We start from the raw sequence: 16,699 nt of genomic DNA, 5'->3' as shown, positions 1-16,699 counted from the left end.
TTTTTGTGGGCATCCCTGCGTGCCCCCTCTGCGGCGGAACGGGAGGGGGACACCTTCGGGTGTGCTGATCTTTTGGGTATCAGTCTGTCAACCTTCTCTCGTTTCGCCACCATTATTTGACAGTAATGTGGTGAAGCTTCTTTATACCCAAAGGAGTCCGCTATGCGTACTATTTCTTCTTTATTGGCTTTTGCCAAAGTCTCTCTATTCATACCACTCGAGCAATCTATAAAGCGGTTCAATCGACTCTAGGTTTTCTACACCTTAAGAATCTAAAACACAGCAACTATAAAACTTGAGATAGGTCAGCACGCCATTTTGTGCGGCTTTTGCATGCCTGTTTTTAGCACTCATTTTAAGAGTGACGGCATTTCTATCTCTTTTAGATACAACAAAAAATTATTTAAACGGTATTCCTATGCCAAATTTAGAATCTTCATTTAGAGCACTCAGAGTGCTTCACACTGCAAAAGACTTATTTAATCAATATGGGTTTCATAAGGTCGGAGTCGACCAAATTATTGCAGAGGCCAAAGTCGCCAAGGCTACTTTTTACAACGACTTTCACTCAAAAGCACGGCTAATCGAGATGTGTCTCACTTTTCAAAAAGACGCGCTCAAAGTAAAAGTGTTTTCCATTATTAATTCTTACCGTGAGCAAATGGTGCTCGATAAACTTAAGCAGATTTACCTTTTACATGCCGACTTAAAAGGCTTTTATCATTTACCCTTTAAAGCAATTTTTGAAATAGAAAAGCTCTACCCGGTTGCCTATAAAGTCGTGATTGATTATAGAAACTGGTTGGTTAGCGAAATCTATAAGGTGCTTTTAACCTTAAAATCTACGGCTTCACTCCAAGATGCTTACATGTTCTTATTTATGATTGATGGGGCAATGGTTCAGCTTTTAGATAAAAATGTGGTAGATGAAAGAGGTCGGTTGTTGGATTATTTCTTTTTAAATTTTGCTTAAGCGACAAAACTCATCTAAGAAAAAGCCTCCAAACAAAGGAGGCTTTTCATTCTATATAAAAATAGCTGCTTAGCTTAATGTCGCCGGTTTTGCAGCCTGTGCCATTCCTTCAAAATATTGAACCGCAGGCGAGCGAGCCATATAAGCTAAAGCTTGCTCAGTGTCTCCCTCATGAATTGGGTTAAATTTTGGAGAAGCCCATCTTAATGTCGCTTTCCACAAAAATTTAATGGTCGGTAAGTTGTCTGAGCGAGTTGCGGTTTTTTCAAATTCACGAATAATTTTGAAGTAGCCACGGCGCATCAATTTTTGAATATCTTCATGCTCTAAATCTTGCTTACCTAGACTACGGGCAAAGTCAGCAAGGAAGTAAATAAACAGAGGGAAAACCGCCGCCATAATCACTTGGCGTGACACATAAAACCCAAACTTGTTTGTTAAAAGGTGCTCAAATAAATCATAAGCAACACAGCGATGTTCAACTTCTTCAGCTAAATGCCAACGGAATAAATCTGCCATAGCAGGGTCAGCTTGGTCCCAAGATTTACTGTCCAGTGTCCACTGACCAATGGTTCCCGTAAAGTGCTCGATTGCAGCAATCACGCCTACTCGGAAAAGTAACCAATATTCATCAAGCTTTTCGCCTTTTAAAAAGGGCATGCCGAGCGGTTTATCACCTAATAAAATGTTAAAAACAAAATGGGCACGGTTGAGTGTTTCTTGAATGTCGTAACCATTTTCACGTAAGAAGTCCTGTGCTTTTTCATGGGCACGTGCATGAGCAGCTTCTTGACGGACAAATCCAATCACTTCTTGTTTTAGTGTTTCATCGGTAATCAAGGGAAGGGTTTTATTAAACACACGGCAAAACCAAAACTCACCAGCGGGCAAGAGCATGTTAATGCCATTGGCGACATGCGAGCATAGCGGATCATTCGGCATCCAACAGACCGATGATTCGGTAAAATCGAAATGGACCTTTCTTGCTTTAAGCTGATGATTCCCTGTGATCATATACGTCACCCTATTCATAATTGTTCATTTAATGCGAATGGACAATTTTTAGCATTAAGTAAAATTGATCACCATGTGCTTAAGGGACAAAATGAGCTTCAAAAAGGTTTATAGAGATAAAAGCAGCTCTGTTAAAGATTTGATATATTTAACACAACACGAGGGTAAGCTTTTTTATTTTAAATATGAGATGAATAAAAAAAGCTCCTTAATAAAAAGGAGCTTTGGTTTTTATAATTTAAATTTTTAATTATAAATTTATTTTATTTTAATCTAGCTAAAACTAGCTAGCTTAGAAGTTTAGATCGCTTGCCACTGATCTTTAACTTCTTCTGAGTTTTTATTCAAAATAACTTGGTCTTCTTTTACCTCCCCAATCCATCCAGTAGGAATGAGGTGATGTTGACCACTTTCGTCTCGGGTGAGTTTTAACTGGTTTTCACCTTCAAGATGATCGACAGTACCTACTTTAGTACCACAAGAAGCAATAACATCTGCGTGTTTTTTAATATCATTAATATTTAAAGTGTTCATTTTAGACCTCTTCTTTGGAAATAGAAAAACGGTAAGAACTAAACTACTTTAAATAATCGATTAAATGTTGAGTTTTTAATAAACCTTACATGATCGGATTATAAGTTCACTTAATCGTGATATTTGAGTAACAATGAAATAATTAGATATAAAACTAATAATATTTTTCTTTTTATTACAATTTATATGTTTATCTAAACAGAAATCTTTAGTTATGGTTGGGTTAAGTCTTATAAATAATTATTTGCAATGAATATTAAAATACCTATAAACATGACGATACTGAGCAGTTTGAGTGAATTTGAAGCTGCCTTAGCTGAAGATAAAAGTAAGCTTCGTATAAATTTACTTTTTCAGCTTGTAAATTTAACTCAAAATTTGCCTCATCCAGCTTCGGGTCAAACCTATCAACGTTGGCAACTTTTTGCTCAGATTGCTGGAGTCGACTTAAGTCTAGCTAAGCTATTTGAGTCTCATTGTGATGCTTTAAGTATTTTAAATGAATTGGGTTATCAGCAAGAAATAGATGACCAGACTTGGGCAGTTTGGGCAGCAGACGGTGGACCAGCCCCATTGCAAATAAAAGACAATCTTTGTAATGGCATAAAACCTTGGTGCTCTGGTGCTGAATTTATTCAAAAAGCTTTAATAAGTTATAAAGACCAACAAGGGCAGGCGCAGCTTTGTATTGTCGACTTAAGTCATCCATCCATTACAACCGATTTAAGCCACTGGCACGCTGTAGGCATGCATGCGACACAGACTGCGCAAGTAACTTTTAAAAATACACCTGTTAAATTGATTGGTCAGCCAAATAGTTATTTAAAACGCCCAGGTTTTTGGCATGGTGCAGCAGGTGTGGCGGCCTGTTGGTATGGTGCCGCCGTGCGTCTAGCCGGTTTTTTACAAGAAAGCTGTCAGGCAAATCCGAATCCTTATAAAAAATTGTATTTAGGCGAAGTCGCTCATCAGTTAGAAATCACCAAACAGTATTTTCAATATGTGGCCAAGCTCATAGACCATAAACCAACGCTAAGTCATGAGCGGGAAATTCGAATATTGCGTGCCCAAACAGAACAATGCTGTTTGAGTGTTATTGAAAGAGTAGGGAAAGCCTTGGGTGCTCGTCCTTTTTGTGAAGATGCGACATTTGCTCAGCTCATGGCTGATCTGCCTGTGTTTATTAGGCAAAGTCATGCTGCTTTTGACTATGAACAAATTGCAGAACTCTGTGTGTCGGAGCAAAGCCTATGGGAACTTTAAAACATCCTTTGGTTGAAGACCGCGTTATTTTTGGTGAGGGTACGGCCAAAGAGCAATGGTTAAAGGCATTTCAAGAACAACCGTTAGCAGCTTTAGATCTTGAGTTATTTCGTTCTAAAAGAGTGGTGATTGTCGCTCCACATCCTGATGATGAAGTGCTTGGCTGTGGCGGATTAATGCAGCAGCTGTTTGCACTGAACTGCAAGATTTTGGTTTTAGCGGTAAGTAACGGCACCCAAAGTCATCCTAACTCTACAAAATATCCTCCAGATCAGCTTAATATTCTTCGCCCGCAAGAAAGCTTGGCAGCCTTAAATTGTCTAGGCGTAGCAAAGTTCACCGAGCATATAGAGCTTAATTTGTTAGATGGTCAGGTTCATTTGCAAACCGATCAACTGTGGCAGAGTTTAGACAAGTTGGTTCAAGCCAACGATATTCTAATTTGTAGCTATGAATTTGATGGTCACCCAGACCATGAAGCAGTAGGTAAAACCGTACAAGCCTATGCAACCGCTAAGCAACTACTCTGTTTACACGTATTAATTTGGGCTTGGCATTGGGCAGAGCCTTTAGACCCACGCATTGATTGGCACCGAGCAAAAGCCTACCGCTTAACCGAAGAACAGCTAACTAAAAAACATCAAGCAATTTTGCAGTTTAAAACCCAACTTGAAGCAGATGAAACTACGGGTAATGCCGCCGTTCTCTCTCCAAATGCGATTAAACGTCTTTTAATGCCTTATGAGGTTTATTTGAGTGATTCATTCTCGCGTGTACTTTGAAGATTTATATCGTCATAACAGTGACCCATGGGGCTATGACTTTCATTGGTATGAAGCTCGTAAAAGACAAATTTGTCTCGCGCTGCTGACAAAACCTCGCTACCCAAAAGTGTTAGAAGTGGGTTGTTCAAATGGACATTTAAGTTTTCATTTGGCGCAAAGAGCTGAGGAGTTAGTGTGTATAGACGTCTCTGATAGTGCTGTTCGCTTGGCGTCCAAGCGTTTAAAAGAATTTGAGCATGTGGTGGTTGAGAACTGGAAAATACCCGAAGACTACTCAATTCAAAAGTTTGATCTGATTTTAATTAGTGAGATGGCCTATTACTTATCCAAGGATGAATTGCATCAGTTTATTGAAAAGTTAAAGCATAGTTTAAATGATGATGGCGAGATTCTGTGTTGTCACTGGCGTCATGAAATTCAAGATTTTGAGTTAAACGCCGAACAAGTGCATCAAGCATTTCAGCAACATTTTCCATTTCATCATTACCTCAGCTTAAACGACCCAGACTTTATGATTGATCTGTGGACGGTGAACACCTCCTCTTTAGCGCAGCAGGAAAAACTAAGATGAAAATAGGTATCGTTATTCCAGCGCATAACGAAGAGCACTATCTATCGGCCTGCCTGCAATCTATTCAGGTCGCCATAGATAACATCGGCGGTTATGAGGTAGAAGTGCTTGTTGTACTTGATAGCTGTACAGATCAGTCGCGGTTGATTGTCCAAAGCCATCAAATCAACTGGATTGAATGTAACTATGCATGTGTCGGCAAGGCGAGGGATTTAGGAATCCGTCATTTAATCGGGCGTGGTGTAACTTGGATTGCATGTACCGATGCAGACACCGTGGTGAGTCCAGATTGGCTGCGCTATCAAATCCAGCACCAACCCACAGATGCAATTTGCGGCACTGTAACGCTAGACGATTTTAGTCATCTCTCTATAACGAAACAGCAAAAATATTTAGCACACTATAAAGATCAGATGGACCACGCGCATATTCACGGGGCAAATTTAAGTTTTAGTGCAGAAGTCTATCTTTTGGTCGGTGGCTTTGAGCCTATTTCATGTCATGAAGACGTGTCTTTAATCAAAAAATTGATCAAGCATTGTTGTAATATTACTTGGAGTAATCTGGTTCGAGTAACTACAAGTAGTCGTTTAAATGGACGCGCACCTCAAGGTTTATCGTACTTTTTAAATAATCTCTAATGATTTAAAGCATGACCTCGCCCAATATCGAAATATTCTTTAAATTTTTAGGGTCATATTTAATTTTGATAATACTACCCACTTTATATTTATGTTGATCTTGTTTAGCAATAAGCACCTTTAGATTTTCAGTAATGACTTGGCCTTGCTCAGTTTGAAATTTCAATTTGATATAACATAAAGGGCGATATTGCACCTTAGCTAATGAGTCTTGAAAATATACGACCTCGGCAGAAGTCATCTTTCCTCGTTTATAAATTAAAAATCTTTGAACCTGACTTTTAAGAAAAAAGGTCCAAGTAATATAGATAAACAATAAGCTGAACCAGACTGTTCCAATAAAAGTCAAAAAATCAGAAAATTTCACTCACTCAAACCAGAATTATTCGTTTAACGCATTATTCTAAATGAACTGATAAGCCCGATCTAGCTTATATAATTGGTCTAAAACATAAGCAAATGAAGCTTTAAAATTAACGGATCATAATTAAACTTGGGCAGGGTATATAACTTAGTTGTTGTATTTATGACTACATATGTAAACAAACCTTATGAGAAACGTTCTTAACCCCTAAAATTCTACAAAAGAAATTTTAAAGGTGTATAGGTTTGGATTTTTTAAATTTTTTCCGTGATATTCGGGGTGAGTTAAGTCAATATCCTTGGCTAGAAATGTTGGTTTCACTCACGATTTTGATTTTATTTGCTGCAATAGCAAATTTTATTGCCAAACGCATTATTGTTCGAGGCGTTCGTCATTTAGTCACAAAACTCAAATCACCAAATCAGTCTATTTTTGCTCAGCATAGCGTTATAAAGAAATTTGCAAATATTGTTCCTGCTGTTGTGATTATGAACGGCATTGCAACAGTGCCTCATCTATCTCCAAAGTTCATTGCTTTTGTAGAGATGGCAGCGCAAGCATTCATTTTTCTTACACTCGCGCTTACGGTCAGCGAGCTGTTAAATATCTTTAATCTTATTTATCAGCGTAATCCAAAATCTAGAAACAAGCCGATTAAAGGTTACTTACAACTGGTTAAACTCATTTTATTTGTTGTGTGTGGCCTCATGATTTTGGGAACATTCCTTAAAAAGGATGTGTTCACTTTACTTGCAGGTTTTGGTGCAATGGCAGCGGTATTAATGTTGGTTTTCCAAAACACCATTTTGTCTTTGGTGGCGAGTGTACAAATTGCCTCTTATGACATGGTACGTATTGGGGACTGGATTGAAATGCCATCACTCAATGCAGATGGTGATGTAATTGATATTTCACTGCATACCGTGACTGTTCAAAACTTTGATAAAACCTATACCACCATTCCAACCAATAAGCTCGTGACTGATACATTTAAAAACTGGCGGGGTATGAGCAACTCGGGTTGCCGTCGAATGAAGCGATCACTTTTCATCGACCAAAGTAGCGTTCATTTCATGAGTGATGAAGAGCAACAAAAGCTCAAAGACTTTTTATTGTTAGATCAATACTTAAATGCAAAGAATTCTGAAATTGAAGAATTCAATAAGCATTTAAGCAATCAATCTCGTTACAACAAGCGCCGTCTAACCAATATTGGTACATTTAGGGCCTATGTCGAATTTTACTTACGTCAGCACAAGGGCATTGCTCAAAATCAAACCATTATTGTTCGTCAGTTACAGCCGACCAGCCAAGGGTTGCCGTTAGAAATTTATGCATTTACCAACACGATTGCATGGGTATCTTATGAAGCAATTCAGTCAGATATTTTTGATCATTTAATTGCGATTCTTCCCGAGTTTGGTTTACGTGTTTACCAAGCACCTTCGGGTCATGACTTGCAAAGATTGACGGCAGAAATTCATCCAAGTTAAGTTTTAGGCTGCTAAACGAATTTTAAAAAGCTCCCAGACGGGGCTTTTTTACTCATACTCTTCACAAAAGATTATCCGGCAAACCAAATATTCTGATGATCACACATGGGACTCAAATGCTTAATACGTAAATTGTCTTGCTCAAAATTACCAATATTTCCAGTAATATCTAATATGCCCCCTAAGCCGATCTGCTGGCCTTTATAACTTAAAGTGTTTTTTTCAGCATCCCACTGAGCGCTATGTTCTGGAAAGACAATGAGTATATCTTTCACATAAAGACATCCTTGCTTTAACTCCAAGTTTCCTTTTAAGCGTGCTGAACCAGAGAAACCATCGTACTGATAGGCTGGGAGTTTCACAGCATTTGTACTGTCGTTTGCTTCTTGCTGGTGGCATCCTGCAACAAGGGCAAATACAACCGTGTAAAGCAATTTATTATTAATACCCAATTTTGTTCCTATAGGGATTTGCATATATTTGATAGTAATTGTCTAAAGTTGCATATCAATCTTTAGATTGTTAAAGAAGATTTCATTCTATTACCGCTCGAACTTAAGATTTAAAGACTAAACTTTCTTATTCATGGGCTTATAAAACTTTGGATTATTATATTTTATTTATTTATATATTGTTATCTTTTCATGAGTGATTTGAGGCACGATATGACGTGTCATCCACCAAAATAATAGAGCCAAGAAACTTACACCTGCACCGAGTGCACACACGCCAAGCCAACCAGCATAAGCATAAGTCGCTGTTGTGCTGATTGCACCCAATCCACTACCTACTGCATAAAAGAGCATGTATAGACCAACAAGACGGCTATGCGCTTCTGGACGAGTACGAAAAATCATACTCTGGTTGGTCACATGCAGAGCTTGCCCGCCTAAGTCTAGTAATACGATGCCAATTACGAGTGCCCAGAGCGAGTGAGCCATGAGTGAAAGTGGACCCCAAGCGAGCAGTAATATTACGAGTGCCAACAAGCTTGTGCGCTGAGCATATCCACGGTCGGCCCAGTAACCCGCACGTGCAGCAGCCAAAGCACCAATCACTCCAACAAGTCCAAAAGACCCAATTACAGTATGCGAGAAGCTATAAGGCGGGGCACTTAACGGCAGTACCAATGCGCTCCAGAAAATATTAAATGCCGCGAACATGAGTAAAGCTAACACACCGCGCACTTGGAGTACTTTTTCTTGGCGAAGCAGATTTAACATCGATGCTAAAAGTTGCGAGTAACGCATGGTAGTGGGCTGAATTTCTAAATGAGGCAGACGTTTCCAAAGCGGCAATGCAATCATGAGCATGATGATGGCTGCGCAAAAGTACACGCCGCGCCAACCTGCTACATCACTAATTCCCCCTGAAAATACGCGGGCAAGCAGTAAACCAATGAACACACCACTTTGTGCAGTACCGACCACATGTCCTTGCTCATGTGGGAGAGCAGCACTCGCAGCATAGGCAATAAGCCCTTGAGTCATGGCTGTGCCGAGTAAACCTACCGCAAGCATTCCTGCCAAAAGAATAATCGTAGAATGAGCAAAGGCAACTGCTAGTAAAGCAAATATCAAGGCAAGTAACTGTAGAGCCATTAACCAACGCCGATTTACCAAATCACCTAACGGCACTAAAAAGATTAAAGCTAGGGCACAACCGATTTGAGTGGCTGTAACCACCCCACCAATGGCAGCATGACTAACATTAAAGTCTCTTGCCAATATGTCGAGCAAAGGCTGTGCGTAGTAGACATTTGCTACGCTTGCACCACTTGCAATAGCAAACAGCAAAATTACACCACGAGGCATGCTTGAAAGCGGTTTATCACTTTTGGCGTGTGAAGTTGAAGATGCAAGAGAAGCTTTCATAACTCTAAACTCACTTAATCTAGTTTTAAAATGCAACTAGTTGAATGTTAGATCGACTAGTTTTAAAATGCAACTAGATAACTTGTTACTGATGATTGGTAAGGAAACTCAATGACGAACTCTACATTGTTAAAAGATGAACCTTGTCCTGTTGCACGTTGCGTCAATCTCATAGGAGACCGATGGTCATTGCTTATTGTGCGTGATGCTTTTGACGGGATGCGCCGTTTTGGAGATTTCCAGCGCAGCTTAGGTGTTGCACGAAATATTCTTTCTGATCGCCTAAAAAAGTTGGTAGATGCTGGTGTTCTTGAACTACAAGATGCTTCAGATGGCACGGCTTATCAAGAATATGTATTGACCGCTAAAGGGGAGAGTTTATTCCCGGTGATTGTGGCTTTACGACAATGGGGAGAGCAAAACCTATTTGAAAATGGTGAGCGACATTCTTTGTTAATTGATAAAACTTCAGGTCAGCAAATTCCATTTATGGCACCAGTTGCGGCGGATGGAACAGTGCTGCGAGCTTCTAATACTGAAGTGCAAAAGGTGAAATAAAAGAAGACAAAACAAAAATAACCTTTTTTAACTTAAATTTGGGCAGATTAGTTGCTAACCTTGCGCGTCAAATTAAGGTGAGATTATGAGATTTATATTCCTCTTTATAAGCGCAGTTTCAATTCAATGTTATGCAGCATCAGAAGCTATGGAACTTCATTACTGTGAAACTGTGAAGAAAGCAGCGAGTGGCGTAATGGATGCTAGACAACATGAAGTGCCCGCAAAAGAGTTACACGACATCGCCAATCATCTTGAAGAGCAACAAGCCAAACAACTTTATCAAGAGCTTATCAAATCTGCATATTCTTCAAAATTATTTGAAGACCCTCTCATTAAGTCCAAAGCTGTCGAGAACTTCCAAACCACGTGGCATGAACAATGTTTAGCAAAAGAATTAGCTAAAAATATATGAGAGTTTAATGATTAAGGGTTAACTTGTAATAGTTTTTGTTTCCTACTTATCTTACTGTACAAAGCACCCAGAAGTTCGAAGCAAAGGGTGCTTTATAGCAAGATTAAATTATTTTTTAAGTATCAAAATGATTCTTAGATTAATTTAACACTTAAGCCAGAATTTGGACCAGCTGGTAAACCTAGTGCTGTATCTACCCCAATATTGGTTCTTAAATCTCTTAATAATTGGTTAGGATCAACAGAGCTGCCGATCTTTTGTTGAGAGGCGCTTCTAGATACTTGAACTGATTTAGCACGATAAATTTGTAGTTTTCTCTGATCTGCTATCGCAATAAGACATAGTGCCCTCACATAAAAACGATTGAATTCACTTTCAGATAATGTTTCATGAGCATTAACAGGGACTTTTTTAGTTCCAGTTCTAGTTTGTTCGGTTGTATTAAAACAATCTGTTTGTCTAAGTTCCTCACCTAAAGATATCTCATTCCCCGCTTTAACATGTTTGATCAAAATTTCTTGATAATGTAAATTACCTTTCGCGTTGAAGCGCTTACTTAAATAAAGTTGATTGTAAGAAATATCGTGTTGAATTTCACTAAGCATTTTTTCGCGAGTATCATTATTTAAGTTTTCAAAATTAAAAGCCATTTTATATTTCCATCCTGAGCTGTGATGAAGGGCTGTGTCAGGATCACAGTGTTTCTAAAGAAAAAGTAATTTTTAAATAAAATTTTAATTTAATAATAATTGAGTATTAAATATAAAACATAAGTATCTTTAGTCTAATATAGAACAAAATATTGAAAAAAAATAAATAATCATTAAGAATGAGAAAATTTAATAAATGGCTAGAGCTATGGATTTTTTTATACTTTTAATAATTGCTTGTGGGATAGTATTCTTTTTTTGGAAAAAAAATAAGGAGTTTCAATTAAAAATTAAGGAATTGAACGATTTGAGTTCAAATTTGTTTACCAAAATATCTAATTTAGAGAAACAGACGACAAATGATTTTAATCGGATAAATGGATTAGTAAGCCAAAAAGAAGCCTTAGAGGAACGAGTTGGACAGTTACAGAAATATCAAGATATTATTGATATTGAAAAATTTATTGATGATGAAAAGTTTAAGTTTGAGATTTATAAAAATCAAGAAATAGAAAATATTAACTCAGAAAGAAATAGTACTAGTGAAGCATTAGATAATTATAAAAATAAAATAATTGATGAAGCAAATCAGTTAAAAGAGAGTATTCAATTGAAAATAAAAACAGTGGAAGTTTTTTTAAAAGAACATGAACTTCAGGAGGTTTTAAAGTCTGAAAAGCAAGCACAGGAACTATTAGGACGTTATTATGAATTGGCAAACCAAACAAAAAAATTAACCGAAACCAATAAAGCTCTAGAAAACAAAATTAATGGCTATAGTGACGAATATCTTTTACCAGTCACAACTATGTTAGATGATCTGATAGAAGGTTATGGCTTTTTAGATGCATCAAATCATTTGAAAGTATTAAAAAATGAAATTAAAGCTGCAATTAAAAATAATCTTGTTGCCGAGTGTGATTATGTAGAAGAATCGCGAAAACAGACAGCAGTAGCCTTCATTACAAACGCCTTTAATAGTAAAGCTGATGTATACATTTCTAGGCTTCGTCATGACAATGTTGGTAAACTAATTCAGTCTTTAAAAGATGATTTTTTGTTATTGAATGAATATGGTCAAGCTTTTAGAAATGCCCGTATTAATGAATCTTACTTAAAGTTAAGATTGGAAGAGTTGAAATGGGGGCACTTATCTTAGATTTTAGAGAAAAAGAGAAAGAAGAACAGCGCGAAATCCGTGAGCAAATTAGGGAAGAGGAACGTGCTCAAAAAGAATATGAAAAAGCTATTAAAGATGCTGAAAAAGAAGAACTGCTTTTAAGAAAGGCTTATGAGAAAGCAAAAAGAGAGTTTGATTCAGCATCTGATGATCAAAAAAATAAATATGATCAAAAAATGTATGAATTAATGGAGAAACTCAAAGAAGCTGAAGAAAAAAATCAGCGAGCGTTATCTATGGCACAGCAGACAAGAGCTGGTCATGTGTATGTCATTTCAAATATTGGATCATTTGGTGAAAATGTATTAAAACTTGGAATGACTAGACGTCTTGAGCCTTTAGATCGTATTAGAGAGCTAGGGGATGCTTCGGTGCCATTCTCATTTGATGTCCATGCGATGATTTATAGTGAGGATGCACCGAAGCTCGAGAAAAAACTTCATCACTACTTTAATCATCACCGCGTAAATAAAGTTAACTATAGGAAGGAGTTTTTTAAAGTAAATTTACGTGATGTCAAAAATTATCTTGATGCTGAAGGTATACACGCACAATTTACTTTAAAAGCAGAGGCTCTTCAGTATAAAGAATCATTAAGCATCGAACTTTTACCTGAAGCGGAGCAAAGAAAACTTGAAGATGTTATTGAAGAGATTGAATCAAAAAATACAGACTATAGTTTGGTAGAAGAAGATTAAATCCAATTGTTTTTTAACTAAAAAGGAAAATCTAATTTCTAGATTTTCCTTTTTATATTTATCAAATTATTTCTAAAAAATCATAATTTTCTATCGTTGTTTCAATTGCAGGATGACTACTGGAGTGCATTAACGTTTTAATTGTTATATTTTGATTAATATGGAGTTTTTCAATTTCATGTAAAAGGCTTCTATCAAAATGTATTCGATAAACTTTCTTTTCTTCATCAATTACTAAAACTTTCCCCCCTCGATCAAGTGCATGTATGACGCCAGTAATATTGCATTCGATTGGCGGCGATATCATTAAATCATCAAGAAAATTTAGAGCATTAGTGATTTTAGTACTCGTACCCATCCAATAGAATTTCTCATCTAAATGTGAATCCCAAGCAAGCTCTAGGTCTAATTGATTGGTCTTTAAAGTAATTAGAAGCTTTTTAATTCCATTAAGCCCTTTATTACCTAGATGTACAGAAACCTCACTGAGTTCATTGGGTGATTCAAGATGATTAAAAAAGTTAAACCATTCTTTTAGTGTACTTTGAGATAGGCTCCAGCCAAATAGGTCAGGATTAATTTCTAAACTAAGAACAAATTTAGTTGATCCAGATACAATATTTGCTAATCTCAGATCTAATTCCGCTTCATTTTTGGTTTGTGCATTTTTCTTCGGTTTTTTCAGTCGAGTTGATAAGGCCGTTAAACTATCAGCTAAGCCTGCGGATAATTTTGCATGCAAAGTTAATGGAAGTGATCCATCAATAGCTTTTTCACCAATAAATCGAACTTCTAGAATCTCTTTCTCTCTTTTATTTTGTAATTCTCTTAAATGTGATCTCAATTCATCTAAATGTTGTTTAAATGAATTATATGACGCTATTTGGAATCTGTTTTGTTTATCAAGAGAAGCTTCTTTAGTTGCAAGACTATCTTCTGCTTTTTTAATTTGTTCTTCAAGAGATTGGATATTCATTCGCTTCTACCTTAATTTGTATAAATCCTTTTGCTTCATTTAATTGGTTAAAGCTGAATAATCCTTTCCAATAGTAATACTGCTTTACGTCATTTAACTTTTCGAAAAACAGATCGCATCTATATCTAGCCTTGATTACATCTCTTTTCTCTAGAAAAACAAAAAGTTTATCTGACTCTGCTTTCTGCATTCCATTGATTTCAGACTCATCTAAAAAAATTACGATATCTATATCATCTGGATGAGGCTTTAATGAACAGAAAGAACCATCAACCCAAATGATCATATTAATTTTAAACTTTCTAAGCTCATCTAAAAGTTCTCTAAACCGATTGCAAAGATAAGCTCTGGTTCTTTTTTCATCGAAGTGATTAAGAAATGTTTCTTCAAATTGATGGAGTTTAATTTTATGTACACCCGCGGGTAAAAGCGAGGGATAAATTATTTTTCCATTAACAGAGCGATCATTTTGCATATCTAATAAGGCGCCCAACATTACATTTAATTCCTTTATAAATATATGGTTTGACTTTTCTAATTAGACCTCTCTGTATAAACCAACAACTTTTCCTATTAATTTACAGTCTTCACTTAGACAACTGATTTTCTTATACTATTTATGGCTAAAGTATTCTAAATACAGACAGTGATTTCTACGTTTAATTTCTTAAAAATTACTTCTATTTTTCATATCAGATACAACGATAACCAAATCACCTGTTTTTAAATCACTTATTTGAAAGTCAGGATTTACATACTTTAACATTTGGTTTGAGATCTGAAAACATCCATTATTAAATAATATTTAATCTATTACTATTTGGGTGCTTTTAAAGTTAGTTTAGTCAGGGGAAATTGTGTCGCAGTCTTATGCTTTTCATCTACTAATAAATTATATGAGACCAATCTCATACTGAGTTTGATATATGAAATTTAGCCAACAAAGAGGGAGGACAGCAGAATATAAAGCCTTTCTTTAATATCAATTTTACTTCGTCAGAACTAACCAATAGACAATAAAAAAACCACCTAATTCTTTTGAATTAAGTGGTTTTTAAATTTTGGAGCGGGAAACGAGACTCGAACTCGCGACCCCAACCTTGGCAAGGTTATGCTCTACCAACTGAGCTATTCCCGCAATGTGAGCACATTATAGAGTGTTTCATTAAAGTGTCAACACTCTTGTGATCTAATTGAACGTTTAATCAGCACGACGCCAAACTGTACCTTGGCGAGTGTCTTCAAGTACTACACCTTGGTCGAGTAGAGACTGGCGAATACCATCTGCTTTAGCAAAGTCTTTTGCTTTTTTCGCATCTACACGTTGTTGAATGAAATCTTCAATTTCCGCATCAGACAGAGCAAGCGCTTCTTGTCCAATATCCGATTTTAAGAAATCATCTACATTGTGTTGTACCAAACCTAAAATGTTAGTGAGGTGACGTAATGTCGAATAAAGCACAGTTGCTTGGTCAGCTTGCTCTTCTTTTACGGCACGGTTTAACTCTTTGTTCAGTTCAAACAATACAGCCATTGCTTCGGCAGTGTTGAAATCATCACACATTGCATTGTTAAAACGCTCAATAAAGCTTTGATCAAGCGTTTCAATTGTCGTTTGGCCGTACACTTGTTGATAAGCTTTAAATGAATGGTAGAAACGAGTTAAAGAAGTTTTTGCTTCTTTGAGTGCCACATCAGAGAAGTTCACAGGACTACGATAGTGTGAAGATACAATAAAATAGCGGATCACTTCAGGGTGGAATTTCTCCATCACGTCACGAATCGTAAAGAAGTTGCCTAAAGATTTAGACATCTTTTCACCATCAACGTTAATGAAGCCAACATGCATCCAATAGTTTACATATTGCTCACCAGTCGAAGCTTCACTTTGCGCAATTTCATTTTCATGGTGCGGGAACATTAAATCTGAACCACCACCATGAATATCAAAGTGATTGCCTAAGCAGCACGTCGACATTGCAGAACATTCAATGTGCCAACCCGGACGGCCATTACCCCAAGGTGATGCCCAAGATGGTTCATTTTCTTTTGCATGTTTCCAAAGTACAAAGTCAAAAGGATGTTTCTTTTCAACTTCTACATCAACACGCTCACTTGCGCCTGCTTGCATATCATCAAGCTTACGGCCAGAGAGGCGACCATATTTTTCAAATTTGGTGACTTCAAAATAAACATCGCCGTTTGAAGCAGGGTACGCAGCGCCTTTATTCACCAGATTGCCAATCATATTTTGCATCTGGTCGATATATTCAGTTGCTTTAGGTGCTTCATCAGGAGCTAAACAGCCTAGATTCGCTGCATCTTCATTCATTGCATCGATGAAACGAGTAGTGAGTTGTTGGATTGTTTCACCATTCTCATTCGCACGTTTGATGATTTTGTCGTCAATGTCGGTAATGTTGCGAATGTAGCGAACATTCCAGCCCTGACTACGCAAGAAACGAATAATGTAGTCAAATGCAACCATAACTCGAGCATGCCCGATATGACAGTAGTCGTAAACGGTCATACCGCAGACGTACATATCGATGTGACCTTCTTTGCGAGGTACAAATTCAACTTTTTTTCGTTGCTCAGAGTTATATAAAACAAACGGTTGCATAAGGGTTTTCAAACACTCAACAAAAACAGTGTTACATCATAACTGATGCATCATTTTTCACAAAGGTTTATGCAAGAATTTTATAAG

19 protein-coding genes and 1 tRNA gene are annotated in these 16,699 nt (G+C 37.0%); 10 read left to right on the top strand and 10 right to left on the bottom strand.

Features of this window, described 5'->3' with window-relative positions:
- Positions 1-418: 418 nt before the first annotated feature.
- On the top strand, positions 419-973 hold the full coding sequence (locus RMB06_RS16400) for a helix-turn-helix domain-containing protein (RefSeq protein ID WP_311080369.1): 555 nt from the start codon (positions 419-421) through the stop codon (positions 971-973).
- Positions 974-1,042: 69 nt separating this feature from the next.
- Here the strand turns inward: RMB06_RS16400 and RMB06_RS16395 are convergent, their stop codons facing one another.
- Positions 1,043-1,987 carry a metal-dependent hydrolase gene (locus RMB06_RS16395; protein WP_311080368.1) on the bottom strand — a complete coding sequence of 315 codons (945 nt, stop codon included), beginning with the start codon at positions 1,985-1,987 and terminating at the stop codon, positions 1,043-1,045.
- 300 nt (positions 1,988-2,287) lie between these two features.
- Positions 2,288-2,521, bottom strand: coding sequence for a DUF2171 domain-containing protein (locus tag RMB06_RS16385; RefSeq protein WP_014206240.1), 234 nt, complete (start codon positions 2,519-2,521; stop codon positions 2,288-2,290).
- A gap of 249 nt (positions 2,522-2,770) precedes the next feature.
- Here RMB06_RS16385 and RMB06_RS16380 point away from each other — a divergent pair, with 249 nt between their 5' ends.
- Genes RMB06_RS16380 through RMB06_RS16365 form a run of 4 tightly spaced genes read left to right on the top strand, consistent with a single transcriptional unit; the run spans position 2,771 to position 5,781 of the window.
- A complete protein-coding gene (locus RMB06_RS16380; RefSeq protein ID WP_182917439.1) occupies positions 2,771-3,784 on the top strand; it encodes an acyl-CoA dehydrogenase family protein in 1,014 nt (337 codons plus the stop codon).
- Positions 3,772-4,566 (top strand): PIG-L deacetylase family protein, encoded by a 795-nt coding sequence (locus RMB06_RS16375; RefSeq protein WP_311080367.1) that lies wholly within the window; start codon positions 3,772-3,774, stop codon positions 4,564-4,566. The genes RMB06_RS16380 and RMB06_RS16375 overlap by 13 nt, the downstream gene beginning before the upstream one ends.
- On the top strand, positions 4,541-5,140 hold the full coding sequence (locus RMB06_RS16370; protein WP_182917438.1) for a bifunctional 2-polyprenyl-6-hydroxyphenol methylase/3-demethylubiquinol 3-O-methyltransferase UbiG: 600 nt from the start codon (positions 4,541-4,543) through the stop codon (positions 5,138-5,140). The genes RMB06_RS16375 and RMB06_RS16370 overlap by 26 nt, the downstream gene beginning before the upstream one ends.
- On the top strand, positions 5,137-5,781 hold the full coding sequence (locus tag RMB06_RS16365; protein ID WP_196257546.1) for a glycosyltransferase family 2 protein: 645 nt from the start codon (positions 5,137-5,139) through the stop codon (positions 5,779-5,781). Before RMB06_RS16370 ends, RMB06_RS16365 begins: the two co-directional genes overlap by 4 nt.
- Positions 5,782-5,785: 4 nt before the next feature.
- Here the strand turns inward: RMB06_RS16365 and RMB06_RS16360 are convergent, their stop codons facing one another.
- Positions 5,786-6,148: a DUF3592 domain-containing protein gene (locus RMB06_RS16360; RefSeq protein ID WP_086376902.1), complete on the bottom strand. Its 363-nt coding sequence runs from the start codon at positions 6,146-6,148 to the stop codon at positions 5,786-5,788.
- A 242-nt stretch (positions 6,149-6,390) separates the two neighbouring features.
- Here RMB06_RS16360 and RMB06_RS16355 point away from each other — a divergent pair, with 242 nt between their 5' ends.
- Positions 6,391-7,638, top strand: a complete 1,248-nt coding sequence (locus tag RMB06_RS16355; protein WP_005070199.1) for a mechanosensitive ion channel family protein — start codon at positions 6,391-6,393, stop codon at positions 7,636-7,638.
- A gap of 71 nt (positions 7,639-7,709) precedes the next feature.
- On the opposite strand, the gene RMB06_RS16350 is transcribed toward RMB06_RS16355, so the two are convergent.
- Positions 7,710-8,114, bottom strand: coding sequence for a hypothetical protein (locus tag RMB06_RS16350; RefSeq protein ID WP_075382625.1), 405 nt, complete (start codon positions 8,112-8,114; stop codon positions 7,710-7,712).
- 144 nt (positions 8,115-8,258) lie between these two features.
- On the bottom strand, positions 8,259-9,512 hold the full coding sequence (locus tag RMB06_RS16345; protein ID WP_238517545.1) for an MFS transporter: 1,254 nt from the start codon (positions 9,510-9,512) through the stop codon (positions 8,259-8,261).
- A 111-nt stretch (positions 9,513-9,623) separates the two neighbouring features.
- Here RMB06_RS16345 and RMB06_RS16340 point away from each other — a divergent pair, with 111 nt between their 5' ends.
- Together RMB06_RS16340 and RMB06_RS16335 are read left to right on the top strand one after the other, a co-directional pair.
- Positions 9,624-10,070, top strand: a complete 447-nt coding sequence (locus tag RMB06_RS16340; protein ID WP_238517546.1) for a helix-turn-helix domain-containing protein — start codon at positions 9,624-9,626, stop codon at positions 10,068-10,070.
- Between the two features lie 85 nt (positions 10,071-10,155).
- Complete coding sequence (locus RMB06_RS16335; RefSeq protein WP_002118302.1) at positions 10,156-10,485, top strand: hypothetical protein; 330 nt, start codon at positions 10,156-10,158, stop codon at positions 10,483-10,485.
- A gap of 134 nt (positions 10,486-10,619) precedes the next feature.
- Here the strand turns inward: RMB06_RS16335 and RMB06_RS16330 are convergent, their stop codons facing one another.
- Entirely contained in the window at positions 10,620-11,135 is a 516-nt protein-coding gene (locus tag RMB06_RS16330) for a hypothetical protein (RefSeq protein ID WP_086354899.1), read from the bottom strand.
- Positions 11,136-11,331: 196 nt separating this feature from the next.
- Here RMB06_RS16330 and RMB06_RS16325 point away from each other — a divergent pair, with 196 nt between their 5' ends.
- Positions 11,332-12,294, top strand: a complete 963-nt coding sequence (locus tag RMB06_RS16325) for a DUF4041 domain-containing protein (protein WP_311080364.1) — start codon at positions 11,332-11,334, stop codon at positions 12,292-12,294.
- Entirely contained in the window at positions 12,276-13,013 is a 738-nt protein-coding gene (locus RMB06_RS16320) for a GIY-YIG nuclease family protein (RefSeq protein WP_311080363.1), read from the top strand. Before RMB06_RS16325 ends, RMB06_RS16320 begins: the two co-directional genes overlap by 19 nt.
- Positions 13,014-13,074: 61 nt before the next feature.
- On the opposite strand, the gene RMB06_RS16315 is transcribed toward RMB06_RS16320, so the two are convergent.
- The 4 genes from RMB06_RS16315 to cysS form a co-directional block, all read right to left on the bottom strand.
- Positions 13,075-13,989 (bottom strand): hypothetical protein, encoded by a 915-nt coding sequence (locus RMB06_RS16315; protein ID WP_311080362.1) that lies wholly within the window; start codon positions 13,987-13,989, stop codon positions 13,075-13,077.
- Positions 13,970-14,485 (bottom strand): DUF6932 family protein, encoded by a 516-nt coding sequence (locus RMB06_RS16310; protein WP_086354896.1) that lies wholly within the window; start codon positions 14,483-14,485, stop codon positions 13,970-13,972. The genes RMB06_RS16315 and RMB06_RS16310 overlap by 20 nt, the downstream gene beginning before the upstream one ends.
- A gap of 566 nt (positions 14,486-15,051) precedes the next feature.
- Positions 15,052-15,127 (bottom strand) — tRNA-Gly (locus RMB06_RS16305).
- A 63-nt stretch (positions 15,128-15,190) separates the two neighbouring features.
- On the bottom strand, positions 15,191-16,612 hold the full coding sequence (cysS, locus tag RMB06_RS16300) for a cysteine--tRNA ligase (RefSeq protein WP_060465977.1): 1,422 nt from the start codon (positions 16,610-16,612) through the stop codon (positions 15,191-15,193).
- Between the last annotated feature and the right edge of the window lie 87 nt (positions 16,613-16,699).

It is taken from the genome of Acinetobacter sp. V104_13 (genome assembly GCF_031798995.1).
Lineage (GTDB): Bacteria > Pseudomonadota > Gammaproteobacteria > Pseudomonadales > Moraxellaceae > Acinetobacter > Acinetobacter pittii.
The sequence above is the reverse complement of the archived record's forward strand: the minus strand, read 5'-3'. Positions and strand labels throughout refer to the sequence as shown.